Below are 24,937 nucleotides of genomic sequence, written 5' to 3'. Positions count from 1 at the left end.
TTCTGCAAACAGTAAATTTCAACCTTTAGTTTAAAAAAAAGGATTTATCTTACGTCATCTTTAATTCATTAGGATATATTTTTATGATGAGTATCGAAAGGCTTCCACAGACTTTGGATAAAATGATGAATTAAGAAGGATTTTAACAACCATTTAATATTATAACATAAAAAGGAGTACATGATGGAGAAACCTGTAGTCGTTGGGGCCTGTATTGAAGATTCATTCATTTCTGCGGGGCTGGTCAACCTCGAATCCAGAGAACTTGTTCAGGATAGTTTGAGGCGAAAAAGAATAAATCCCTCAGGAAGTAAAGATGATATTATTGCAGCCTGGTCTGGAGTATTAAAAGACGTGATGAGCGTTCCTGGTTTTTCATCAGGCAAAGTCGGCATTGGCATCCCGGGCCCCGTTGACTATGAGGAAGGTATTTACCATACCCTGGATAAAGACAGGTATGGAAACCTGGAGAATCATAATATAAAGCAGTTGCTTTCTGAACAAACCGGTATTTCAAGGGAAAATATTAAACTGATCAATGATGCGGCCTCCTTTTTTCATGGAGAGGTATTTGGTGGTGCTGTGCGTGGATATAAAAAATCATTCGGTTTAACCCTAGGAGTTGGGCTTGGCTCAGCGCGATATGATAATGGTGTTCTTGAAGATGCTAATCTTTGGAGGATGCCTTTTGCAGACGGTGTTGCCGAGGACTACCTTTCAGTAAAATGGCTTGTAAACCGCTTCAAAGCTTTATCAGGTATTGAAGTACTTGATTTGGTAGAGATGAAACGTTATGCACCTGATCCCCGCGTTCAACAGGTATTTGATGAATTTGCTCATAACCTTGCATCATTCCTGCTGGAGATAATTAAAACAGAGAAACCTGAGGTTGTGCTGATAGGAGGCCACATGGAAAGCTCTAATAAATATTTCTTTGATAAAGTAAAAGAAACCGTGTTGTTAAATGGAGTAAAAGTTCCGATAATGCGTGCCATTTTAGGAGAGAAGGCCAGTGTGATCGGGGCCGCCTCTACCTGGTTTAACGAAGGCAAGCTTCACGTCTGATCAATAAATTCCCCCTTTTAATTTTATATGGTTAAAAGGGGAAGTTTATTATAAATTAGCACCTTGTGAAAATTATCAGCTACCAACTAGTTTACCTGATTCTATCTTATGAGAAATAGCTTTCTTACCTTATTGTTTTTGATGCTTTGTTTTGTAGCGTTCAGTCAAAAAACAGAGTATACTCAAATTAATAATATCCATTATTATTCTGACTCGCTTAATCAATCTGACAAGTACATTAACGAGCGCTGTGCCCTTGATATTTACTATCCAAAGAACCAAAAGAACTTTAAAACAGTAGTTTGGTTTCATGGAGGTGGGTTAACTGGCGGAAGAAAAGAAATACCTGCATCACTCAGAGAGAAGGGCATTTGTGTAGTTGGGGTAGGGTATAGGCTTGCACCGAATGTAAAGTCGCCCGAGTATATTAAAGATGCCGCTGCCGCTGTTGCATGGACGTTTAAAAACATTCAGAAATATGGGGGAGACCCTTCATTGATCTTTCTTTCAGGTCATTCTGCTGGTGCTTATCTGGTCGATATGGTTACTCTTGATAAAACCTGGCTTGGTCCGCATGGTATCGACGCTAATAAAATTGCAGGCCTTATCTCTTTAAGTGCACAAGCAATCACTCATTTCACTATCCGCAAGGAAAGAGGGTTAGCTGATACGAAAGTGGTTGTAGATAATTTTGCCCCTTTAAATCTGGTCCGGGCAGATGCTCCTCCTACCTTATTGGTTACTGGCGACCGGGAGTTGGAGATGCTGGGCCGTTATGAAGAGAATGCCTACCTGTATCGAATGTTCAAGCTTGTGGGGCACAAAGACGTTCGCTTGCTCGAACTTCAGGGATATGACCATGGCGGAATGGCCGAGCCAGCATTTCCTTTACTTTTGAAAGAGATGGACAGAATAGCGAAGCTTAAAAAATAATCCCTCAGGCAGGCATATTAAAGCTGCTTTGCCTGAGTATAAATCTGCCTATTTCTCCAGTACCTGAACCAAATAACCGTACAAATTAATCTCGGGATTGAGGTTCAGCTTTTTGCGAAGCCTATACCTTGCAACTTCCACTGCTTTTGTTGTAATGTTCATCAGTTGGGCGATCTCCTTGGTTGACAGATTCATCTTAATAAAAGCGCAGAGTTTAAGTTCGTTAGCTGTTAATTCCGGACAGACCTTCTGCAGGTTTTTAAAGAAGTCAGAGTGAACGTTGTTGAAGTGGGAGTTAAATTGTTCCCAGTCCTTTTCACCTTTCTCCACATCTGCAATTAAGCGATGAAGCCTTTTAAAATTAGCAGAATTTCCATTGTTTTCGCTTCCCTTTGAAACTACAGTCAATTCTTCTTTTATTTTTTCGATCACCTTGCCACGCTGTACAAGGTGCATTACCATATTGGTTAATTCGCGGTTTTTGAAGTCAATATCTGCTTCCAGCTTTTCATTTTTCAGACGGATGATCTCTTTTTCTGTCTTGTCGCGTTCCAGCTGATTAAGGTAATGAAGGCGCTCCTGTGCTTTGATATGTTTCTTCTGTTGCCATTTCAGCAAACGGAAGATCAGAAAGATGAGCGCAAAGACATAAAGAATGTAACTCCAAACACTTCTGTACCATACAGGTGAAATAACAAAGCTATAGCTAACTGCCTCTGATTCAAGTCCTGAATTATCTCTGGCCTTTACTTTGAACGTATATTTACCCGCAGGTAAACTCGTATAATCTTTTTCACTCTTACTACTCCAGGGCGACCAGCTTTTATCTATTCCTTCCAGGAAACAGCTATATTCTATATTCCCCTGCTCGTTATAGAATGTCGATGAAAACTCGAAATGGAGGAAGTTTTGATCATGACTTAAGGATAAGATGTTTTTTCTGGACTGGGTGTCAAGGATGCCTCCCTGATCAGTAAAATATCCTCCGTGAATAGTGCTGTCTTTGTCGCCAATGATCTTTACCAAACCCAACAAAACTCGCAGCTCTTTCTTCGTTTGTTTAAACTTATCGTAATTTATATGAAGAACGCCTTTAGTAGCGCCAATAAAAATATTACTGCTATTGTAAGGGTAGATCGATTCAAAGCCTCCTACTATTTTTTCTTTAATCTCAGGGAAGTAGGTTACCTGGCCTTTTTTCTCCTCTGTTAATTCAACTACACCCACTTCTTTTGCCCTGGTAACAAACCACACATTCCCATCGTTGTCTTCTTTCAGATAGATCACGGGAATATTGTTGAAATAGGGCTTAAAGAAGGACGAGAACACGAACTTGTTTGAAGGTGTGTCATACTCATAAATACCTTTTTCCGTAGCAATGACAACCCTGTTATGTACACGGTAAACGTAATTATACAGCGTAGAAGGGAGGCCGTCCTTTTGAGTGTAAACGGTATACCTGACTACCTTCTTAAGGTCAGGAGATAGCTCAATTTTATAGATGCCATGATAAGGGTGGGAGGCCCAGGCAATATTAGTAGCATCATCGTAAACGAGAAATCTTAAGGATTCATTAAGTCCGCTTACTGTAACAGATGGAGAAAACTGATCATTTTTGAAGTTTAATAATTGCAAGCTGTTATAGGCTCCTGCAAGTACGTTTGGCGTGGGATAAACTTTAGAAACCGGTTGAAGGATCCAGGCACCCGATTTGGAATAAAGTGTGTTAATACCCTTTTCACCTAAATTAAAAAGTCCCCCTTCATGAGCTACCAGTAGTTGATTGTTTACCTCGTCTATGGTCCAGATCTGTCCGTGAAGATCAGGTACCTTCTTAAACACCCCTTTACTCAGACTCAGGTCGTCTTTTCCTCCCTCCAGTTGTGTATAATAAAGACCATTCGAGGATCCAATGTATAACTTCCCACCAAAAACTTTTGTCGTAAAAGTTACCTGGTTAGTTTTGTCGGGACGAATATATTTTACCGCACTATTTATAGCGATCATGTCAATCCCATCATCCAATCCCAACCATAAAGAGCCATTACGGTCTACAAAAGTTGCCCTGATGTTATCGTTTTGCAAACCCTCAGGATAAGAGTATCGTTGGATAAGATTCCCTGCTTTATCCAGAATCAGCAGTCCGGAGGAGGCCGTCCCCAAAGCGATCCATTCTGTACCGATATTAGTTCCGCTATAGACCCGGTCTGCCAGAAGACTTCTGTCTAGGCTCGTTGGTTTTCGTGTTAGCTGTTCTCCGGCCAACATAAATAGGCCGTCTTTCATCGTACTGAATACCACTGTTCCTTTATCATAAGAAAGGGCTGATGTTATGGTTGTGCCATTCAAGTTTGATGTTCCCGGCATCGGTTTCCAGACTCCATTCTCAAAAGTGAACAAGCCCCTTTCTTTGGATTGAGCATAAACCTTATCCCCTACATTACCTAAAAAGCTCCATTCCAGCTCAGGTTTGTATACATTTACAACTCCCTCTTTGTAGCGGATAATACAGGATAGAGACCGAAAGAATACCTCGTCGCGAACTATAACGATGTTCCATATATGAGCCATCGTTCTTTGTTTTTCAGGAATAAGGTTCAGTAGTGAATGATATTTTAGTACACCATTCTTGCCGGGAAAGAAATATCCCAGTTCGTCTTCACCTCCAACGTAGATCCTGTTTTTAGAATCCACTTTTACAGACTTAATTCCTGTAAGGTTGGGCAAAGAGAATTTATTCCAATATCTTCCATTGAAAGTTAAAAGCCCCTCCTTATTTCCAAAGTAAAGGATGCCCTGCTTATCCTGTGTTACCGCGTAGTTTTGAATTCCACTTTTATACTGGTCGGCACTATAGTTTATAATTTTAGGAGAGGCTATCTGGCTTTGACCAAAAAGGGTTAGCGATGCGGTCAATAAAGAAAACACAAGTGCAATGCGTACCATTAAATCGCGTTCTGAAAAATAAAGATTAACAATAGTTTTAAAGGTTAATTTTGTCACCGAATACTTTCATATTCTATAGCTCGAAAAGAGCGGTTAAAGTAAGAAATCTTTTCCTCATACAGCCTTTGCCTTTATAAGAAAAATTGCTGTCTTAACCCTACATTACCACTACAAGGCCTCGTGAATAAGGCAGTTATCCTTCCTTTTGTGCCCTAAAAGCATTTAAGCTCTAATTATCTTACCCTCCTGCCTGGTGGTCTTTGCAAACTTACTTTTCCTGCTTCAATCTCTCCTGAAAATAAAACATCGCTCATCAAATCGGAAAGCGCCCCTTTTCTTTGGTCCTGTGCTGCGTTTTATGCTATTTAGGTGAAGTTGAAAAATCGGCAGCGCGGATCTGGATTTTTTAGATATAGGGCGGGTATATTAGGAGTGGGTGATGTTTTTCTACCGCAACATCATGTGATAAAAGGTCCGGGAGTTAAATTACTCCCGGAAAAAAAGTCTTATAGCAGCATACCTCCTGAAACTTCGATACGCTGTCCGTTGATCCATTTTGCTTCTTCTGTACAAAGGAAAGCTACTACTCCGCCAATGTCGTCAGCAAGTCCTACACGACCCAAAGCCGTTAATGAGGAGATATGATCATTCATCTCTTTATTATCTCGCACACGGCCGCCTCCAAAGTCAGTCGCGATAGCTCCCGGAGCAACAATGTTTGCAGAGATTCTACGTGGCCCAAGTTCTTTCGCCATGTAACGGGTCAGTACTTCAACAGCTCCTTTCATGGCACCATAGGCAGATGATCCAGGGAATGAGAAACGAGCCAATCCTGAAGAAATATTGATGATCCTGCCATGGTCGTTAATATGATTCAAGGCTTTTTGAGTGAAAAAGAAGACTCCTTTAAGATGTATATTAAGTACTTCGTCAAACTGCTCTTCGGTAGTCTCAGCAAATGGAGCGTATAACGCTGTCCCGGCATTGTTGATCAGGAAATCAAATGTACCAGCCTCGTTCTTAGTTTTAAGCCAATTACTTAAACGTCCAAAGAAATCACCAAAAGATTTTGTGTCGGCGGTGTTCAACTGAAAGGCTTCTGCCTCTTGTCCCAGTTCCCGGATTTCTTCAACCACTTTATCAGCTTCAACCTTATTCTGGTGATAGGTTAACGCAACGTTTATCCCTTTTTTTGCCAGGCTGAGTGCCATATCCCTGCCAAGACCACGGCTTCCGCCGGTAACTAATGCAATTTTGTTCTGTGTATTCATTTTTTATCTGTTTAGCCAAAAAATTATAACACAAAAATGCTCCATAGTTCGCTCCCTATGTTTGCATGCTTCAAATTGTTTTTTGCAAATTTCAAATAATAAGATTAGGAGCGGAAAGAAAGAGGAGTGTACGAAGTTTGCTTTTTGAAGAAATTAGAAAAGTGCGCAACTTCTTCAAATCCGAGGCTGTAGGCAATCTCTGAGACATTCCAGTCGGTTTGCTTTAGAAGGATCTTTGCTTCCTGCAGAACCCTGCTGCTGATAATACTAGTGGTTGTTTTGCCCGTACTTTCTTTTAAAGCTTTGTTTAAATGATTAACATGAATAGCCAGCGTATCAGCGAAATCCTTTGCAGAGCGCAAATTCAGCTTCTGATTTGGTGATTCAATGGGGAATTGCCGCTCCAGTAACTCGATAAACAGGGAAGTTACCCTTGCCGAAGCGTTTTTTTCTGTATTTGTATTTATACCGAGAGGCTGAAGCTTTTGTCCATAGTGTATCAGCTCTACAACATAATTCCTCAGAAGATCATATTTATACACATAGTCGGAAGATATTTCTTTTTTCATCTTTCTGAAAATGAACTCTATCTCTTCAATTTCATCATCGTTTAGCTGGAAGACAGGATAGCCTCCAGCTTTGAAAATAGGAAGTTCGTCTATGTCAACCCCACTCTTGGCCTTTATAAGGAATTCACTACTGAAAATACAAAAGCTTCCATTCAGGCTTTCTTCCCTGGGGATCCAATGATAGGGAACCTTTGGAGTAGCAAACAGCAAGGCATTCTTATTGATCTCAATTACTTTATCAGCGTATTCGGCGGTACTCCTACCCTTTATCAGACTTATCTTGTAATAAGACCTTCTACTATAGGGCATCTCCTGTTTCTTCCTTTGCTCCCTGATGGTTTCAGCAATATCAAAAATGTTAAAATGCCCTATTTCCCGGTTAATGTCAGGAGGCAGGAGACTGTTAATATCCTTTCCGCTGAAGATGGATGCCTCTTCATAGAATTGTTCAAGACTAGTACTTTTTAGGCTGCTACTCATACTTTCTAAGTTTGCGAAATTCAAATATAAAGAGAGAAAAGGATTCGACTCGAAGAAATATATGGCATTAGGAGAAATAATGAACAGATCAATGGATCTTCCTAAAGCCTAGGGTAAAAGTAAAGGGACTTACCTAAAGTAATTAGGATAATGTGACTCAGTAAAATTACTTCCGGGCACCGTTCCATAACCAATAGATTTGAAGTTTAAGTTGTAATAAAAAAAGGGAGCCAATCAGCTCCCACTTTTATTAGTTCTTATTTTTATGATCCTCAACAGTTGATGTCGCAGGAACACAGCTTTCTTCACTAAGTTTCTTGTCTGGATCGAGCATATCCATCAATTTCAATCCTAAGAGACCGCTTATTGGGCCATCACTTCCACCATTATTCCCTCCAATCAGCACATCAGGGATGATCTTAACCTTACCTTTTCCAAGTTCTTCAGTAATTTTAAACTTGGTAAAGTTATCCCCACCCATGGCTCTGACTTGAAGTTCATAAGCCTCAGCAGTAGATTTACCGATGGCCATGATCTTTTCGGCTTCCGCCAAACCTGTTTTCGAGATCTTTTCCGCTTCAGCAGAAGCGTTCAATTTTGTAGCATCAGCCTGAGCACCTGCCCTTAAACGTGTAGCCTCAGATTCGGCGCTGGCCCTCATTTTAGTAGCTTCAGATTCTGCGTTTACCTGAAGTTTCAGGCTGGCAGCTTCACCTTCAGATTTCTTAACCGCTGCATCTGCAGTGCGTTGTGCAATTTCAACACTCTGCTGTGCTTTTACGATCTCTTTCTGCATGTCGGCAATGGCAGTCTCTTTCTCCATCCCCTGACGCTTTTCCTGAGCCAGCTTTTGTGTTTCGTAAGTCTTCTCTTCCTCCTCAGCAATTTTACGATTGGTAAGCGTCCGCATCAAAGCTTCCGGAGGAACAATATCCCCTATAAGGGTGTCTACGGCAATCACGTTGTACTCTTCCAGCACCTGGCGGATATGCTCTCTCGCTGATTCCTGACGCTCTTTACGAGTGGTCAGGAAGGATATTACATCACTATCCTGTGCCGAGTTACGGAAGTAGTTACCGATAGTGGGCTCGAGGACCTGCGACACCAGATTAGTCATGCTGCCAAAGCGGGCAATAACCTTAGGGGCCTCATTTGCCGGAACGTGAATGATCTGTGCAACGTCAAGGTTGAAAGGGAAACCATCGCGAGATCTCACCGTAATAGTTGATAGGTTCTTATCCAGCGCGTGCGATTCACTTCTGGCATTTGCCCAGTTAAGGACAAGGTTAGTGGTCGGAACAGACTCAACATTCATAGTATACGTATTGATCGGGTACTTACCCGGACCTAAAGCTTCCATCCAAACACCCCTGAAACCTTTGGCCACGATATTACCATGCTTAAAAGTTTCACCGGTAACATCCGTACCATCTTCGCCAATAAAAGAGATCACTACTCCAACGTGACCGATCGGAACTGTTGTCATCGGTATTTCCTCTATCTGAACAGCCCATTTATTGATATTGTAAGAACCTGCAAGAACAATTTGTGGTTGTAAACCTCTATTTCCTTTCAACTCCAGGAACGTGTCGAAATCCTGAAAGTTATTGTGTCCATCAACCGTCTTACCAGCTATCTGGCCTGCAGAAATAGGCAAGCCATCCAAGGTAGTAACGATCCCTACCATATTCTCACGAATGATGGTCATATCGATAATTGAAATATCAAAAGCGAAAGTATTTATACGGTAGGTACCTGCTGTAATAATAGAGGTTTGTCTACCTTTTTGTCCTCCATTAGCAAGGAAAGCACCTGCATCCTGGAAATTATCGCATTCTACTTTTCGTCCCAGGATATTTCCTGTCGGGATTTCCGCTCCGTCTTTAGACAGTATCAAGCCTACTTTTCCATGCGGTATAACAGTGAAGGGCTGAAGCTCAACCCCATACTGCCATGGCCACATCCGCCAGTAAAGACCCGGAGCAAGGGTCCGGGCCTGAAAACCCGCTTCTCCTTTTGTCGCAATAATGCGGCCGTCTGGCAATTCCTTATTCGGCCCATAGAGCACGAACTTCTTTGTCACCAGACCAATGCGGTCTTCCGGTACGATCACCATCCCAAAGAAAACCCTAAGAATAGGTTTGTAAAAAACAATACCTAGTACGAGTATTAACAGCCACCCGTAAGCCAGAATTTGCATTAAATTATCCATCTTATTATTGAATGTTTAGATTGTTGGAAGGATAGATACTATAGATGTGCCAGAAAGATAAAAGGGCTTTTAAAGGAATGTGAGGGCTGTTTTGTTGGCAAAAATCAGTCCCTTGTTTTTCCGAAATGAAAGAAGGTTTTTCAATTTGGAAAAGGTAAGTATTCCAAACTTTGTCATAAAAGTTTAAGGAAAAAGAAAGCGAGTAACTCTTTAATTTTCCTGCCGTAGAAAACAGCATATTCAATAAGGATAGAAGATTTTCATAGTTTTAGATTAGTGGGGTTAGGTTGATAAAAAGCGAGCGGTATTACTGCTCGCTTTTTTGATTATGGTCGTGGCCGTTTATCACTGGATGTACCTCTTTTGCCAAGAACTTCTAGCTTTTTTAATTAATTCTTATCACTACTTTTATGGAATCCGGCGTTGTGTTTAATCCATAGATAAAGCCGTTCCTAAACATGCTCAAATTCTCATTCCATAAAGCTCTATTGTTATCCTTCCTTGCCCTGTTATTCACAAATTCTGTTGCACAAGAGGCAGCTTACCGCACTTTAATTTTTCAGGCAGATTCTTTAATCATTGTTGGCAGGCCTCAGTTGGCTTTAAAGAAGATCAATGCTATAGATCAGCTGAAAGACAAAAAAGGGTTTTGGCTTGTCGAAGCAGCAGTTTACCGGATTAAACTAATTGAAGAAATTGAAGATGAGGAGATTAATCCTATCGTTAACCAGTTAAAGAAAGATATTGAAAAGGCTGACTTCCCTGAAAATCGGATCCTGCAATCCTTACTTGCCGAAACCTACTGGAAGTATTACCAGCGTAATCGTTACGATATCAATAGTAGAAGTACTCTTGATGAACCTGGGCCGGATATTAGTAAGTGGGGAATCCAGGCCCTGATTAATGAGACCAGCAAGTTTTATAAGCAATCAATAAGCAATAGAGATAGATTACAGGAAATTCCTATCGGGAAATACAATGAGATCCTCGAAGGAGATACCCTTACACGCCGTTTGCGCCCTACTTTATATGATCTTCTTGCTCACAGAAGTCTGGAGTTTTTTCTGAATGAGGAACCGGCTGTAACCCGACCAAAGTTGCCGTTTACTTTAAATGATCCTGAATTATTTAGTGATAATGGAGCTTTGGCCTCTTACCAGATAATAACGGCAGATACAGCCTCTACCTATTACGAGGGTTTTAAAGTTTTGCAGCAGCTTACTCAATTTCATTTGAAGGATAAAGACCCGGAAGCACTTATTGATGTTGATTTAAAACGACTTGCTTTTCTGTTCCAGGAAAGTGTTTTACCGGAGAAAGACACTTTATATGTCCGGGCGTTGCAGAAGATCGTGGATGTGCAGAAAGGTAATTTAAAAGCAGAAGCGTTGTGCTTGCTGGCCGAATATTACAAGAATAGCAGGGATCTAATTAGGTCTCGCTTTTACGCGCAAAAAGCAACGGATCTGGACGGGAAGTTATTTGCTATCTCTAATGCGAAAGGAATGATCCGAGAAATTGAGAACAGGCAAATGATTGTAGAAATTGAAAAGTATAATATTCCAAATCAAAGGATACTGGCCTCAATCTCTTACAGAAATGTGAAAAAGGTATTTGTCAAAGTGATAAAGCTTTCTCCACTAGAAAAAAAACAACTGAATACGATTGAACAAAACATCAGAGGGAAGTATAAACCAAACGCAAAAGATTACCAGCTATTGTTAGACTTCTTCAATAAGAAAACCACGGGGGAGCAATTTGCGGTAGATCTACCGGATTTTAAGGACTTTAAAGATCATCGAACGGAATTTCAAATGTTACCTCGGCAGATTGGTGACCATGCAGCCTTAGTCATAGATGCCAATTCTGACGAACTTTCTCTGACGCATCTAGTGCATTTTACTGTTACCAGGCTTTCTTTTGTTGCAAGACAAAAGCCTGATAAAACAAAGGAGGTTCTTGTTCTGGACAGATATTCAGGTAAACCAGTTTCTGGAGCTATGGTAAAGGTCACCCGCCGTGATTGGAGAAAAAATAAACCTGAACTTATTGGAATCTGGAAGACTAATGATTTGGGTAAAGTAAGCTTTGGTGATTATGGTAATTTAACCGTTAAAATTAAGAAGGGTGTAGATAGTATTGAAGTTAGTGATGTTGGTATTTCTGGTAACACCTTAAATCGTAAAGATGCTGATCCTACGCCTGTTCCTAATGTGACTTTCTTTTCAGATCGAAGTATTTACCGTCCAGGACAAAAATTGTATTTTAAAGGCTTGATGACCAGTACTGTGAACAAACGCTCGTTTATTTCAAAAGGTACAAATGTCGAGGTTGAATTTTGGAGCTGGGGTAACAGAAGTAGAGTGGGGGTAAAGGATTTTAAAACTAATGATTTCGGCACATTTAGTGGTTCTTTCGAGATTCCTGAAGATGCAATAAATGGAGAGTACTGGTTACGCACTACATGGGGAGTACTGTCTGTACAGGTTGAAGAATATAAACGTCCGACTTTTTCTATAGCTGTCCAACCCATTAAAGAAAGCTACCGGTTTAATGACTCGGTTAAGGTTAGAGGAACAGTGAAGGCTTTAGCCGGATATGGTCTTGCAAATACGAAAGTTGCTTATTCGATTGTAAGAACACGCGCATTGGGAGGTTATCCTTTTTTTTCTGAAATAGAAAATGACATGGTTGCGGAAAATAATGAGATAAAGATTGCTTCTGATACCGTTATTACTAACACCTCAGGTGATTTTGTTATTCCCTTTAAAGCTTTGATTAATAGGCAAGAGCAATCGCCAGACATGGTTTATAATTACAATATTGCGATTTCGTCAATTTCTTCAACTGGTGAAACCCATACTGCAAAATCATCAGTCACAGTAGGTGAAAAACTCTTGAGTATAAGCGCAATAATGCCTGAAGAAGATGTCTTGCAGGATACCGTTTCTATTCCGGTTAGCTTAAGTAATTTAAACGGAACGCCTCAGTCCGGAAAGATCAAAGCATTTTTATACGAACTGGTATCACCTGATACAGCATACCGGAGACGTCTATGGGCTCATCCTGATACCATGATAATTCCTAAGATTGATTTTTTAAGCAATTTCCCTTCTTATAGCTATATCGAGCCTAAACTTTCGAATGGGACCCTTGGTAAAATGGTATCAGATACGGTTATAATCATAAGGTCAGGGCTTCAGGGTATTATCAACCTAAGAAACTTATCGAGGTTTAAGATGAGTGGCTATTGTCTGAAGCTTTTTGCTGAAAATGAGAAAGGGGACACCTCCTCGGCCGTTTATTACCCTAATGCTAGTCGGGTAGAATTTGGAAATCCAAACCGTTCCGGTAAATGGATAGTTTCTCTGGGAGAGAAACCCTCAAAGGATAATAGAATAAGTTTTGCTGTCCGCGTTAAGGGAAGCTACATGCTTCTGGCAGAGGTTTATAAAGGCGCCGAAATCATTTATTCACAATGGCTCAACCCGGATGCCCGCAACGGCGAGGTCAGTCTTCCTATAAATGGGACAAGTGACTTTAATGTTCAATTCCTTGCCGTGGTTGATAACACTGTCCTAACCTGGCAAAAAGAGTTTCATATGCAAGCTCAAAGGCAAAACTTAAACGTCAAATTACTTACTTACCGGAACAAAGTTGAACCTGGTGCTAAAGAAAATTGGAGGTTATCGGTTTCTAAACAAAGAGGAGGAATCAGCGATTCAGAAGTATTGGTAAGTATGTATGATTCCTCTTTAGATGGGTTAAAAAAGACCGGTGGCTGGACCCAGCCGTTTTTGCAGCCAGTCTATAATAGTTTTTATTACCAATGGAACACTTCAGACTTCCAGTCTCTGTTCTCTTCAAACGCGCTGGATGAAGATGAGTACTTCGCAGAGATGGATAAGTCGATATATGAGAAAATAAACGATCACCCTTCAAGTTATAGAAATTTTTACTATACCTATGATGAACCATTCGAAGATTTGGAGCATAAGGCTAACAAGACTAAAAATAACAGAACTGTTGTTGATGCCGCTTATAGAAGGAATTTACTGCTATTCAAAAACGGCTTTGACGTAGTTGGGAAAGTAATTCACACAGCACTAGCATATCCTTGGATAAATATAAGGATCGACGGGTCCTCTTTTGTTACTTCGGTAGATAAAAACGGCTACTTCAAACTGCGGGTGCCTGTAGGACGCGACCTTATTGTTAGCTGTAAATACTTTAAAGATAAACGAATCAGGCCATTGAAAGGATTTCCTCTACTGATCCAATTTGGCAACGGGATGTCCATTAAAGATCCAGGGGTGAAAACCTTAGAAGGAGATCCAAATGCAGAAGTAAGGATTGACCAGCCAGTAGGAGCGACACCACCTTCCCTACAAGCTTTAGTTGTAGAAGATAATGCAGTTTATGAGGTTGCAAATATCGAACTCAAAGCACCGCCTTTACCGCTATTGCCTCCTCCTGATAAATTGGAAATTCAGGTACGGAAGAACTTTAACGAAACTGCCTTCTTCTATCCGCACTTGTTAGCCGATGCAAAAGGGGAAGTATCCTTCGACTTTACAATGCCTGAATCTTTGACTTCCTGGAAGTTCCGAGCTTTTGCCCATAATAAGGAGATGGAAAGCGGGTACGGTGAGATTGAAGTACTCACTCAGAAGAAACTGATGGTTTCTGCAAACATGCCAAGATTTTTCAGGGAGGGAGACTTTATTACAGTACAAGCAAGGGTTGTAAACCTGGGTTCCGAAAAAATTAAAGGCAGGGCTGAACTCGAGATCTACGATCCCGCAAAGAAAGAGCATATCAATTTATTGGAGAGTTCAGAAGTCAATAAGAGCTTCTCGATCTTTGGAAATGGAGCGACAGCACTTTCCTATAAATTTAAGGTCCCGGAAAAAATAAACACGCTTACTTATAAAATAAGTGCGGTAACCGGAACCCATACTGATGCAGAAGAAAATATAATTCCGGTATTGCCAGACAAGTTACAAATTACAGAGTCCATGCCAATGATCGTACGGTCAGGAGAGGATAAGACCTTTGTTTTAGAGAGACTTTTCAACAGCAAAAGCAGTAGCAGGGAGAGTATTAACCTCGCGTTCGAATTCACCCAAAATACTTCGTGGTCTGCAATCCAGGCTCTGCCTTACCTAATAGAGTATCCTTACGAATGCTCCGAACAGATCTTCAACCGTTATTTTGCTAATCGTTTTGCCTCTGATATAGTCAGTAAATATAAAATTATTCAACAGGTATTTAATCAATGGAAAGCGGCAAGCAGTTCTGCTTTACTTTCTGACCTCGAAAAGAATAAAGAGCTTAAATCTGTTTTGATTGAGGAAACTCCCTGGCTTAAAGACGTTCAGGATGAAGAGGAGCAGAAAAGGCGAATAGCTCTTTTATTTGACTTGAATAAAGTAAGCGCAGGCCTTGCTGAAAATGCAGAGAAGCTGAAAAGAGCTCAAATGTCTAATGGAGCGTTTTCATGGTTTTCTGGCAGTCGTTACGGTGATCCCTACATCAGCAAGTATCTATTAACAGGATTCGGTGAGTTAAAATTCTTGGTGAAGCAGGGTGACGAAGAATTGAAAGGCGTTAAAGAAGGCTTGCTGAAGTACGTGGAATCGGAGCTCCTGAACGATTACCGGAACCGTGGGAAGGAAGGGTATCAGGCAGATATTGAAGGGTGGTTTGCCCGTAGCTATTTTCCTGAAAAGCTTTTGGGTAACGATTTAAGTAAAGCGAAGGATTACTTCTTGAACTCCGTTCAGACACGTTGGGTAGAAGAGGGCCTTTCAGGAAAGGCAAAGATTGCCCTTATTGCCCGGAGGTATGGAGATACAGAACTGAGTGATAGAATTGTGAAATCCCTCGAAGAAAGTGCAACAAGAAGTGCTGAGCTGGGAATGTTCTGGCAAGGAAATAAGGCGGGAATGTCGGTTATTCAGTCACCAATAGAGACACAAGCCCTCCTGATTAAAGTATTCTCAGAATGTACTAATAATAAAGCTGCTGTAGAAGAGATGAAGGTATGGCTATTATGTAATAAACGCGTTGCGGCCTGGGAAAGTACCAAAGCTACCGCTGCTGCGATTCAAGCTTTATTATATGAAACGACAATTTCAGCCCACTCAGGTACTTCTCAGATCAGTCTTGGCGATGAAGATCTGATGAAACTTAAACCTTCATTAAAAGCAGAAACTGCAACAGGTTACCTAAAGACCAATTGGAATACGGATATCAAGCCTGAGCTCGCGAAAGTCAGAATTAAAAATACCGGAACCAGTCTGAACTTTGCGGCCCTGCACTGGCAATACCAGCAGAAAGCCTCTGAGATTAGACCTGCTCATTCAGGATTGTTCCTTCAGCGCAAATACTTTATAGAAAAGAAAACCGAGAATGGGGTAGTATATGAAGAGTTAAAGGGAATTATCAAGCCTTCGCCCGGAAGTACTATCAAAGTAATACTGTACCTTGATAATGAAAGAAATTTGGAGTATGTGCATTTAAAAGACCTGAGGCCATCAGGAACTGAACCAGAAAATGTTTTATCAGGCTTTAAATATGAAGATAGGTTGTACTATTACCAGGTAACTAAGGATGCTTCCACTAACTTCTTTATCAGCCAGCTTCCAAAAGGGAGCTATAGGTTTGAATACAATCTTCGAGCTGTACAATCAGGGATATTCAATTCTGGAGTAGCCACAATTCAAAGTATCTATGCTCCTGAAGTTAGTTCACACACCAATGGAGGGTTGTTTGAGATACGATAAATAATGCAAATAGAAATTTTTCTCCATCAAATTCAGCGCCTTACAGAAATCATTTAATTCATTTTTGAATAATTCAAATGAATAACTACATTTGCACACGCTAACAAAATAGCAGCGCCTATAGCTCAGTCGGTTAGAGTAGAAGACTCATAATCTTTTGGTCCCTGGTTCGAGCCCAGGTGGGCGCACTCAATAGAAGCTTCCAGAAATGGGAGCTTTTCTTATTTTATAAGGTATCATAGGGAGGGTTGATAGAAATATCTTCAAGCAATCCAAACAGCGGAATTAATAATAGTACTTACCAAGTAGTGACAGATAAGACTGTTTTAATATCCAAACTTATCACTAGCAAGTCTTCTATGAATCTAGGAACTCTAAATCATCGCTATTAATTTAGCAAAAGCATGGCCTGTTGAAATAACAACATGGAAAACAGTAATAAAAAGTACCACACAAGGATATGCCCATTGTTTATAGGTCAATGCTAGCTTATAATTTCGCTCAAGAATGCTTCTGTTAAAAATATTTGAGTTTTCTAATGCATTTTTAGCAGCATACGGAAATAAGGATCTGAAGCATAGCAGGTAAAAAATTATTATTCCCCATAATAATTTTATCTTCATTTACCAATAAGTGAGGGAATGAGACTAATTCCAGTAAGTTTAAAAGATGTTCCATTTTGTATGTCTTTGTTATAAAACATCGGCTTTTTCCATTAGTTTAAATACTTAGGAAATTTACATGGAACAATAATTGAACAATAAACCTTAAATTTGAATATGCTTTCGCACCTTGAAAAATACAAAGGAATTCGTCCAGGAGCTATTCTGGATCATGAGCTAAGAAAAAGAAAGCTTAGTATAACTTCCTTTGCCTTTTCAATTCAGGAGGACCAGCGTACTATTGAGGCTATTGCACATGGCGAAATTTCTCTAGATCCTTCCATCGCCACTAAAGCAGAGAAAGCCTTAGGAATTGATACAGGCACCTTTATGGAACTGCAGCAGTATTACGAGGCCAAAATCAAGCTTGAAGCCGAGAGAAGAAAGTTCCATCCTAATCTTTCAATGCTCCGAAGTATCCTTTTTTGGGATACAGATATAAACCGGATCGACTGGGAGAAGCATTCTAAATTTGTTATTCAAAGAGTGTTCGAGCGTGGTAATGAAGCAGAGAAAGAAGAGATTACGAGATTTTATGGGTTGGAAAAAGTAAATGCTGTACTAAGTCAAAAATTCCCTACGGGTGAAATCCATGTAATGGGACATTTAAAAGTTCGGTAATGCTTTATTGGAATACTGTAAATGACTTATTAAAGTCAAGCCTGTTAACATTAATGAACGCAGAAGAACTTCGGGATTTTAGGCTTGTTGGAGGAACTGCATTAAGCTTACATCTTGGACATAGAATGTCTGTTGACATTGATCTCTTTACAGATGCTTCTTATGGAAGTGTAGACTTCGAGATCATTGAAAACTTCCTGAAGAACTCTTTTAATTTTGTATCCGGAAACTTTGGAGATAACCCTGCCTTTGGAAAATCCTATCTAATAGGAAATAGTCCTACTGAAATAATTAAGCTTGATATTTATTATTCTATGGACCCATTTATTGATCCTTATATTGTTAAAGATGATATCAGACTAGCTTCTTTGCATGATATTGTAGGGATGAAACTGGATGTTATTCAGAATGGTGGGCGAAAGAAGGATTTCTGGGATCTGCATGAATTGCTCCGAACTTATGATATAAACGATATGTTGGAAATACATAAAAGTCGTTCCGAGTGGACACATGAGGCAGCAAAGATTATAAGTAACTTAACTGATTTTGAGGAAGCAGATTTAGATCCAGACCCTCACTGTTTACTCGGTAAGGATTGGGATTTAATTAAAGAGGATATAGAAGAGGCTATTAACGAACGATCTTAGTAGATGTCTTCTATAATTCCAGAGCAACTCAGTCTTTTCAAATCTCTATTTAAGGCAAGGGAAGATGTGTTTGCTGTAAGATGGGAAAAGAACGGCAAAGGCAATTATATCCCGGTCTTTAGTTACGACTCGCACCGCTACAGAATCCATCAGGCAAAAGGAGGAACATTCCAAACATTTCAGGATAAAACATATAAGCCATTAACAGATCAGGAGTTAATAAACCATCTTGCAGGAAAGCAAGTTGCAGGAGTGTATCCCTTACTCACAGACAATACTTCATGGTTAATAGCCGCGGATTTTGATGAAGCGGACTGGCTAAATGAATGCCGGAATTTTTTAAGAATCTGTAACGAGTATAGCATTCCAGCCTATCTCGAACGCTCGCGCTCGGGCAATGGCGGACATATATGGATATTTTTTGAAGAGCCATATACAGCTTCAAAAGCAGGAGGATAATACTTTCACTACTAGAGCAATCAGGAAGCGTCTCTATCTTTGACAAAACTCAAGTTTCGATCGTCTGTTTCCCAATCAGAATACTCTTTCTGGTAAAGGATTAGGTAATCTGATAGCGCTGCCACTTAATCAACTAAGCTTAGAGCAAGGTAATAGCTGTTTTATAGATCCGGTAGAATGTAAATATTTGCAGTGGCGGGATATTTTTTAAAGCGGTATAAAAGGGTAAATTGGGGACGGAAAAAGGGCGGGAGGAGAAATTGGTTTGAAAAAGAAGTTGGCAAAGGAACTTTTTTTTACTTTAGCTTGCCCTGCAGTAAGTTATCTTGATTAATGTCTTCATGACTACAGCCCACAATGCCAAAATCTAATAAAAAACTTTGATAATCAAATAATTATAATACCTTTGAAGAATAACATAAAATATAATGCAAAAAGGAACAGTAAAATTTTTCAATGAAACTAAAGGTTTCGGATTTATTACACCAACTAATGGTGGCAGCGAAATCTTCGTTCATTCTTCTGGCCTTAGAGACAACATCCGTGAAAACGACAGTGTTGAGTATGAGGTAGAACAAGGCCGTAAAGGTCCTAATGCGGTAAATGTAACAGTAGCTTAAAAACACTATATCATAATCGTGAAGCATTCTCCATAACCGGAGGATGCTTTTTTTATGGAATTGGGTTTGGCAATTAATTGCTCAAGAAAACAGGCCTACTGCTTTTGATACATCTTCTGTAATGATCTGCCAACATTGTTTTGTCAGTTAAAGGCTTACTGGTTTGCCCTTTTTTAACCAGAAAAACGGAAAATAATTTAAAATTATTATAACTGTTCCTGCAACATATTTTCCCCATTATCTACGTTATATTTACACATAAATATCCCCCGAACAAAATTTCTGCCCTTGATGAATAAAATCACCTTTAAAAATAACAACCCTGTTTTTCACAAAGCATTGAAAGAAAAAGTAAATGCCTATTTCAGGAACAATAGACTTCCTGTGTCAGGAGGCTGGCAACTTCTGCTGAAAGCTTGTTTACTTTGTATCTCTGCTATTACCATTTATATAACTCTCGTGTTCTTTACGCCAAATGCCTTGCTTTCAGTGCTCTTATGCGCGTTGCTTGGGTGTAACCTCGCCTTTATCGGCTTCAACATTATGCATGAAGGAGGTCACGGCAGCTTTTCCAGATTCAAATGGCTTAACGAAGCTTCAGCGTACGCACTAAATGCTTTAGGCGGGACTATTTATTTCTGGAAGCAGCGCCACAATGTGGAGCACCATACCTATACCAATATTGAAGGCCTGGACCACGATATTGATATACGCTTTATGAGAATGCATAAAGAACAAGCCAGTAAAAAGTATCATAGATTTCAGCACATTTATTGGGTCGCCCTCTATGGAATCTCTTACGTGGTTTGGGTATTGTTCCAGGATTTCGAAAAGTACTTCAGGCTAAAAAAGGTGGATGATCAGCGGAAGTTTGATTCAAAACAACAGTGGATATTCTGGATTACCAAAATTTTATATATCACGGTCTATTTAATTATCCCCATTATCACTGTTGGTTTTCTAAAAGCGATTGCCGGATACCTGATTGTTGGAATTGCGTGTGGGTTTTCTATCAGTATGGTATTCCAGCTCGCCCATGTAGTGGAAGGCACACAGTTTCCGGAACCCGATAAGGAATCGAATAAGATACAGAAGGAATGGGCTGTGCACCAGATAAATACTACTGCTAACTTTTCTACAAAAAGTCGTTTGGTATCATGGTTTTTGGGAGGCTTAAACTTCCAGGTAGAACATCATTTATTTCCTGGCATCAGTCATATTCATTATCGGCAGATAAACCGGTTGGTTAAAGAAACATGTAAAGAATTTGGCATTACTTACCTTGAACATAAGAGCATGCTCCGTGCTTTCGTATCACACGTTATTCATTTGAAGAAGCTTAGCACCTGAAATTGAATAGGTCCCTTATAGCTACCTTACAAGATGTGGGGTCTAAAGATTTTATTAAAAAACACCCTATAGACAAGGGTGTTTTTTCAAAAATAAAGGAACTAAACTTTTCTATCAGGATGATACGCCACGAGAAATCGGCAGTTGAGGCTGGAAGTCTCGAAAGCCGTATCGTGATGTTCGTTAACTGATTCTGACTTGAGCCGAACAGACACTAACTGCAGCATTTCTATTGAAGTTTCCGGAAGCACAGGGATAAATAACATGGGATAAAATAATTTTTCCATATTCTTTTTATCCAGAGCCGTAGCCATTTTTATTATCCATGATTCTGCTTTAAAGCCATATTCAATGGCGCAGTTCTTCAGTTCGTATACGAAGGTGCGCACTGACTTATCTGAAAGTTGATCTAACATCCTACTTCTTGTTTTTCTTGTTTGAAACTAGTTCTGCTTTTGCAGGTGTACTCTTATCCTTTTGATAATCGGACGTTTTTGATTTTTCAGAAAGGCTCGGAGCTTTCTTTTTGTCTTTGCTCATAAAATTGGATTAAACCCTTAACAGGCGATGAATATTTAGTAGATGATTATAGAAGGGCTGCGGTATTCCCCTTTTAATAGTGCAAAATTGCTTTAGCGAAGAATTACAAGATAGGATTTAAATACCACAATCCATCTTTAAAGCGAATGTTTTTTGAACCGGATTTAATTCACCAGTTTATTAAACAATAAGAAAAAGCGATAGTTGTTTTAAGTATGAACTCAAATGACGACACTTTCACTATCTGGGCCAATCTTGAAGACCGCGACAGAAGTAACTTTTTAGTAGAACCTATCACACATAACGGAAAAAACGTTTTTAAAATTTTGACAGATACAGAAGTACTGGGCATTGTACATAAAACATTTGAAGATACCTGGGAATGTATTCAAGGCGACTTTACGTTGCAGGATTCAGAGCGCTTAGGTGATGAAATTGACACCTACTGCAGGAACAAGCAGAGATAATAATTTAAACAATAAGTAAGGCTATGGGTGATATTTTGGTTCTTGTTTGAACCAGTTACAGAGACTTTATGATAAAAAGAGAAAAAAAGTTAGTTCCCGGACAGAACCTAAGATATTCCGGAAAAGGGTTTCCGGGATTTAAAAAAGAACAACCCTATATGGTTTTTGTTGACTATAAAGGCGTCCATCAGTTGGTAGTGACATATAACGACATGGAAGTAGTCGTAAATAAGTATCATACAGAGCCAATATAAGCATGCGTCCGTGTATGAAGTGATAAGTATGGACCGGTTCAGGAAGAGAGAGGTATAGAAAAATAGAAGGTGGAACCTTTATTTAATTCACTTTTTACCCAGATTCGTCCTCCATGTCCGGCAATAATTCTTGAAGAAATGTACAATCCCATGCCGAGCCCTGAATATTTGTTGATTACTTCTTTGTTCCGGTGAAATTTATCAAAAACCCTTACCAGATCTTCTTCAGACATTCCCATACCTTCATCCTTTATTGCAATTACAACTTCCTTGATCGTTGAGGTTGTAGTAATTGTAATGATCGTAGACTCTGCAGAATATTTGGACGCATTCCCTAATAAATTAGAAAAGACCTGCTCCATTCTGAACTTATCCAATCTTACAAGCACATCAGCGCCAAGTTTAATTTTCAGGTCCTGACGGGGAATTGTGTGCTGTAAAATGGACAGAGTTTCTGTTATATACCCATTGAGACTTGCTTCATCCATTTGGTAGTCCAGCGTATCCCTTTCCATTTTAGAAACGTCTAACAATTGCTGAATAAGGGAAGTAAGCTTACTTGCCTGATCTTCTATTTTGGAAATAAAGGTTTGTACGGTAGCGCTGCAATGATCTGGCCCCGACTTTTTTGCCAGCTGAGCAAAAGCCTTAATTATGGTAACGGGTGTTTTAAGTTCATGACTTGCTAAGGATATAAACTCGTTCTTCTTATCGTCCAGAGATTTCGAGTTCCTCAGTTCTTCCTCCTGGGCCTCAGATTTTTGAGTTATTGAGCTGATTTGCCTCTTAATAGTCTCGTACGGCGAGAAGGGCATCAGATGCTCAAAATAATAAATAAACTTCTCTATCCTTGGAGGAGTTATCTTGACTAGTGCAGGTAGCTTAATCTGCAGATTAATGAGCTTATTATTGCCATTTACATACTCCTCATAATGGGCAACAAGCTTCTTAGCGTACCTGAACCCTTCATTTTCCGAATCGTAACAATCCTCTCCGCCACAAAGTATGGAGGCTTGTAATGAGAATTTCCCCTCTTCCGAAATCAGGCCCAGAGTTAGAATTCCTGTGTTGGTTTTCTCAATAATTTCTCTTGAAATTTCTGAAATCGCCGTAGCAAATACTGTTTGAGTTGTCAATGTTAACTCCAGGAGTTCGGCCAGCCGCATAGCTTTTTTATGAGCAAGAACCAGATCCATTTCATTTTCCAGAGTTTCACGAACAATCTCAATCATATCATTTTTTTACTTTGCCGATTACCACCGACATGTCATCTGTTTTTCTTGCAAAATCCTTGTAGATTGCTGCTGCCAGTATAGAAGGATCGCATCTGCCTATCAGAGGATACTTTGCGCTTTCCCATTTGGACTTAAGCCCATCTGAACAAGCAATAAAATGAGGAAAATCAGCAAGTGCTATTTCCTGATCATGCATGGTTCTTGGAATGTTATGACCAATAATGCCGTTGTAGGACATGATGTTCTTGTAGGATAGTCCATTCGCGAACTTGCAGGAGATATTTCCCACGCCCGCCACACTCCAGATATTTGTCTTCCTGTTATAAATAATAACAGTTCCTACCATTCCCCGGGTTCTTTTGATAGAAGAATCTATATATCGCAATACTTCTACAGGACTGTGAAATGGACAAATTTTAAATGCATTAACAGCCTCATTTACCGCTTTATTAGCCTCAGGCCCATGCCCAAGTCCGTCAGCAATCAGTATTTTAAAGTACTCCTGCGTTACTTTGTAGTAAGTTCCATCTCCGCTTAGGGTTTCGCCTGGCTTGGCAACTACGAGTGCATGTATCTCATACATTAAGGGGTTGCGTTGTTTTTTCGCCTCTTTCAACAGGCGGTTTAAAGTAATGGTGCCCCAATCCTTCTGGCTATAAATATCGAATGTATCAGAAAGTCTCTTTATGCTCCCGAGCCCCTGTCCTAGCGTGTTTGTAGTTGACATTCCATCAGCCATCATCCGTGAAACATCATTTATACCCGGACCATTGTCAATAGTGATAATTTCAAGATAGTCTCCTGCCTCACTTTTTATATTAGCAAAAAGTACTTCACCGTCAACTGCATGCTTATGTAGGTTAGAAGTGAGCTCTGAAATAATAATATCCAGTTCAGCGATCCTCTTATCCGAGTATCCTTCATCATGTGCCTGTTTATGAATTTCCTTTTTCAGGATAGAAAAGTAGCTCCGGTCATCTGCCCTGAAACTTTGATGAGTAGCATTAACCATTAGCCCATTTTATTATTCTTACTGTAGTGCCTTCACCTACAATAGTTTTGATGTCGAATTCGCTTACCAGCCGTTTAGTTCCGGGCAATCCAAGCCCTAAACTTTTTCCGGTAGAAAAACCGTCTTTCATAGCCAGATCGATATCTGGAATTCCCGGACCCTTATCTTTAAAGGTAAGGCGGATGCCATTATCTCGTCCCTTTGTTATTATTTCAATAAGGATTTCGCCTCCCGAGGCATATTTGAGCATGTTCCGAACCAATTCGCTTGCTGCAGTGATCAATTTGGTTTGATTGACTAAGCCCATTTTGATTTTTACAGCATACTCTTTTACCCGATTGCGAAAGGGTACCACATCCTGATCCTTTACCACCTTCATGACATCCTTCGACAGTGTTACAATCATTTAAGAATTATTATCCTCGTAATCATCGAAATCTTCCTGCTCCACATCAATCATCGAGGCTAAAAGATCCATTCCCTTTTGCACGTCAAGAGCTGTAAATACATTAGGCAAGGAAAGTCCTAATTCTACCAGAGTAATGGCCACTGCCGGCTGCATTCCTACTACTACCGTTTGAGCATCCAATATCTTAGACATACTTGCTATATTCCCTATAATCCGACCCATAAAAGAATCTACTATGGCAACTGCTGAAATATCAATTAATACACCTTTTGCTGACGTTTTATTAACCATTTGAACAAGATCTGTTTCCAGACTTAACGCTAGCCTGTCATACAACTCCACCTGAATGGTTACCAGCAAGTAATGTCCCATCCTTAAAATAGGAATTCTCTCCATC

Annotated in this window: 21 protein-coding genes and 1 tRNA gene; 12 read left to right on the top strand and 10 right to left on the bottom strand. The window is 39.9% G+C overall.

The annotated features are described in order from the left end of the window. Positions 1-180: 180 nt before the first annotated feature. Together J4N24_RS04565 and J4N24_RS04560 are read left to right on the top strand one after the other, a co-directional pair. Positions 181-1,065, top strand: a complete 885-nt coding sequence (locus J4N24_RS04565) for an ROK family protein (RefSeq protein WP_207532470.1) — start codon at positions 181-183, stop codon at positions 1,063-1,065. 108 nt (positions 1,066-1,173) lie between these two features. Next, on the top strand, positions 1,174-1,998 hold the full coding sequence (locus J4N24_RS04560; RefSeq protein WP_207532469.1) for an alpha/beta hydrolase: 825 nt from the start codon (positions 1,174-1,176) through the stop codon (positions 1,996-1,998). Positions 1,999-2,046: 48 nt separating this feature from the next. On the opposite strand, the gene J4N24_RS04555 is transcribed toward J4N24_RS04560, so the two are convergent. The 4 genes from J4N24_RS04555 to J4N24_RS04540 form a co-directional block, all read right to left on the bottom strand. After that, positions 2,047-4,944 (bottom strand): triple tyrosine motif-containing protein, encoded by a 2,898-nt coding sequence (locus J4N24_RS04555; RefSeq protein WP_207532468.1) that lies wholly within the window; start codon positions 4,942-4,944, stop codon positions 2,047-2,049. A gap of 506 nt (positions 4,945-5,450) precedes the next feature. Continuing rightward, on the bottom strand, positions 5,451-6,215 hold the full coding sequence (locus J4N24_RS04550) for an SDR family NAD(P)-dependent oxidoreductase (RefSeq protein WP_207532467.1): 765 nt from the start codon (positions 6,213-6,215) through the stop codon (positions 5,451-5,453). 104 nt (positions 6,216-6,319) lie between these two features. After that, on the bottom strand, positions 6,320-7,264 hold the full coding sequence (locus J4N24_RS04545) for a helix-turn-helix domain-containing protein (RefSeq protein ID WP_207532466.1): 945 nt from the start codon (positions 7,262-7,264) through the stop codon (positions 6,320-6,322). 250 nt (positions 7,265-7,514) lie between these two features. Next, a complete protein-coding gene (locus J4N24_RS04540; protein ID WP_242691516.1) occupies positions 7,515-9,476 on the bottom strand; it encodes an SPFH domain-containing protein in 1,962 nt (653 codons plus the stop codon). A 458-nt stretch (positions 9,477-9,934) separates the two neighbouring features. Between J4N24_RS04540 and J4N24_RS04535 the strand changes: the two genes are divergently transcribed. From J4N24_RS04535 to J4N24_RS04505, 8 genes are all read left to right on the top strand, one after another. Beyond that, complete coding sequence (locus J4N24_RS04535) at positions 9,935-16,264, top strand: alpha-2-macroglobulin family protein (RefSeq protein WP_207532465.1); 6,330 nt, start codon at positions 9,935-9,937, stop codon at positions 16,262-16,264. Positions 16,265-16,378: 114 nt separating this feature from the next. After that, positions 16,379-16,452: transfer RNA gene (locus tag J4N24_RS04530), tRNA-Ile, on the top strand. A gap of 591 nt (positions 16,453-17,043) precedes the next feature. After that, complete coding sequence (locus J4N24_RS04525) at positions 17,044-17,547, top strand: helix-turn-helix transcriptional regulator (protein ID WP_207532464.1); 504 nt, start codon at positions 17,044-17,046, stop codon at positions 17,545-17,547. 53 nt (positions 17,548-17,600) lie between these two features. Beyond that, positions 17,601-18,194 (top strand): nucleotidyl transferase AbiEii/AbiGii toxin family protein, encoded by a 594-nt coding sequence (locus J4N24_RS04520; protein WP_242691515.1) that lies wholly within the window; start codon positions 17,601-17,603, stop codon positions 18,192-18,194. Between the two features lie 3 nt (positions 18,195-18,197). Then, positions 18,198-18,653 carry a TOTE conflict system archaeo-eukaryotic primase domain-containing protein gene (locus J4N24_RS04515; RefSeq protein WP_207532462.1) on the top strand — a complete coding sequence of 152 codons (456 nt, stop codon included), beginning with the start codon at positions 18,198-18,200 and terminating at the stop codon, positions 18,651-18,653. A gap of 64 nt (positions 18,654-18,717) precedes the next feature. Then, positions 18,718-18,864, top strand: a complete 147-nt coding sequence (locus J4N24_RS25965) for a TOTE conflict system archaeo-eukaryotic primase domain-containing protein (RefSeq protein ID WP_440131495.1) — start codon at positions 18,718-18,720, stop codon at positions 18,862-18,864. Positions 18,865-19,081: 217 nt separating this feature from the next. Beyond that, entirely contained in the window at positions 19,082-19,273 is a 192-nt protein-coding gene (locus J4N24_RS04510; RefSeq protein ID WP_207532461.1) for a cold-shock protein, read from the top strand. A 291-nt stretch (positions 19,274-19,564) separates the two neighbouring features. After that, on the top strand, positions 19,565-20,623 hold the full coding sequence (locus J4N24_RS04505) for a fatty acid desaturase family protein (protein ID WP_207532460.1): 1,059 nt from the start codon (positions 19,565-19,567) through the stop codon (positions 20,621-20,623). A gap of 101 nt (positions 20,624-20,724) precedes the next feature. Here the strand turns inward: J4N24_RS04505 and J4N24_RS04500 are convergent, their stop codons facing one another. Beyond that, complete coding sequence (locus tag J4N24_RS04500) at positions 20,725-21,039, bottom strand: hypothetical protein (protein WP_207532459.1); 315 nt, start codon at positions 21,037-21,039, stop codon at positions 20,725-20,727. A gap of 1 nt (position 21,040) precedes the next feature. After that, positions 21,041-21,163: a hypothetical protein gene (locus J4N24_RS25675; RefSeq protein WP_256439346.1), complete on the bottom strand. Its 123-nt coding sequence runs from the start codon at positions 21,161-21,163 to the stop codon at positions 21,041-21,043. Between the two features lie 215 nt (positions 21,164-21,378). On the opposite strand from J4N24_RS25675, the gene J4N24_RS04495 reads away from it, so the two are divergent. Further along, positions 21,379-21,630 carry a hypothetical protein gene (locus tag J4N24_RS04495; RefSeq protein WP_207532458.1) on the top strand — a complete coding sequence of 84 codons (252 nt, stop codon included), beginning with the start codon at positions 21,379-21,381 and terminating at the stop codon, positions 21,628-21,630. A 68-nt stretch (positions 21,631-21,698) separates the two neighbouring features. Continuing rightward, positions 21,699-21,884, top strand: a complete 186-nt coding sequence (locus J4N24_RS04490) for a hypothetical protein (RefSeq protein ID WP_207532457.1) — start codon at positions 21,699-21,701, stop codon at positions 21,882-21,884. A 38-nt stretch (positions 21,885-21,922) separates the two neighbouring features. Here J4N24_RS04490 and J4N24_RS04485 read toward each other — a convergent pair whose 3' ends face one another. Genes J4N24_RS04485 through J4N24_RS04470 form a run of 4 tightly spaced genes read right to left on the bottom strand, consistent with a single transcriptional unit; the run spans position 21,923 to position 24,936 of the window. Then, positions 21,923-23,116, bottom strand: a complete 1,194-nt coding sequence (locus J4N24_RS04485; RefSeq protein WP_207532456.1) for a sensor histidine kinase — start codon at positions 23,114-23,116, stop codon at positions 21,923-21,925. Position 23,117: 1 nt separating this feature from the next. Continuing rightward, positions 23,118-24,131 (bottom strand): PP2C family protein-serine/threonine phosphatase, encoded by a 1,014-nt coding sequence (locus J4N24_RS04480; protein ID WP_207532455.1) that lies wholly within the window; start codon positions 24,129-24,131, stop codon positions 23,118-23,120. Continuing rightward, a complete protein-coding gene (locus J4N24_RS04475) occupies positions 24,124-24,537 on the bottom strand; it encodes an anti-sigma regulatory factor (protein WP_207532454.1) in 414 nt (137 codons plus the stop codon). The genes J4N24_RS04480 and J4N24_RS04475 overlap by 8 nt, the downstream gene beginning before the upstream one ends. Beyond that, positions 24,538-24,936 (bottom strand): STAS domain-containing protein, encoded by a 399-nt coding sequence (locus tag J4N24_RS04470; protein ID WP_207532453.1) that lies wholly within the window; start codon positions 24,934-24,936, stop codon positions 24,538-24,540. Position 24,937 lies beyond the last annotated feature (1 nt).

The organism is Desertivirga arenae (genome assembly GCF_017355785.1).
GTDB lineage: Bacteria > Bacteroidota > Bacteroidia > Sphingobacteriales > Sphingobacteriaceae > Desertivirga > Desertivirga arenae.
This window is presented reverse-complemented; position numbering and strand designations above follow the sequence as displayed.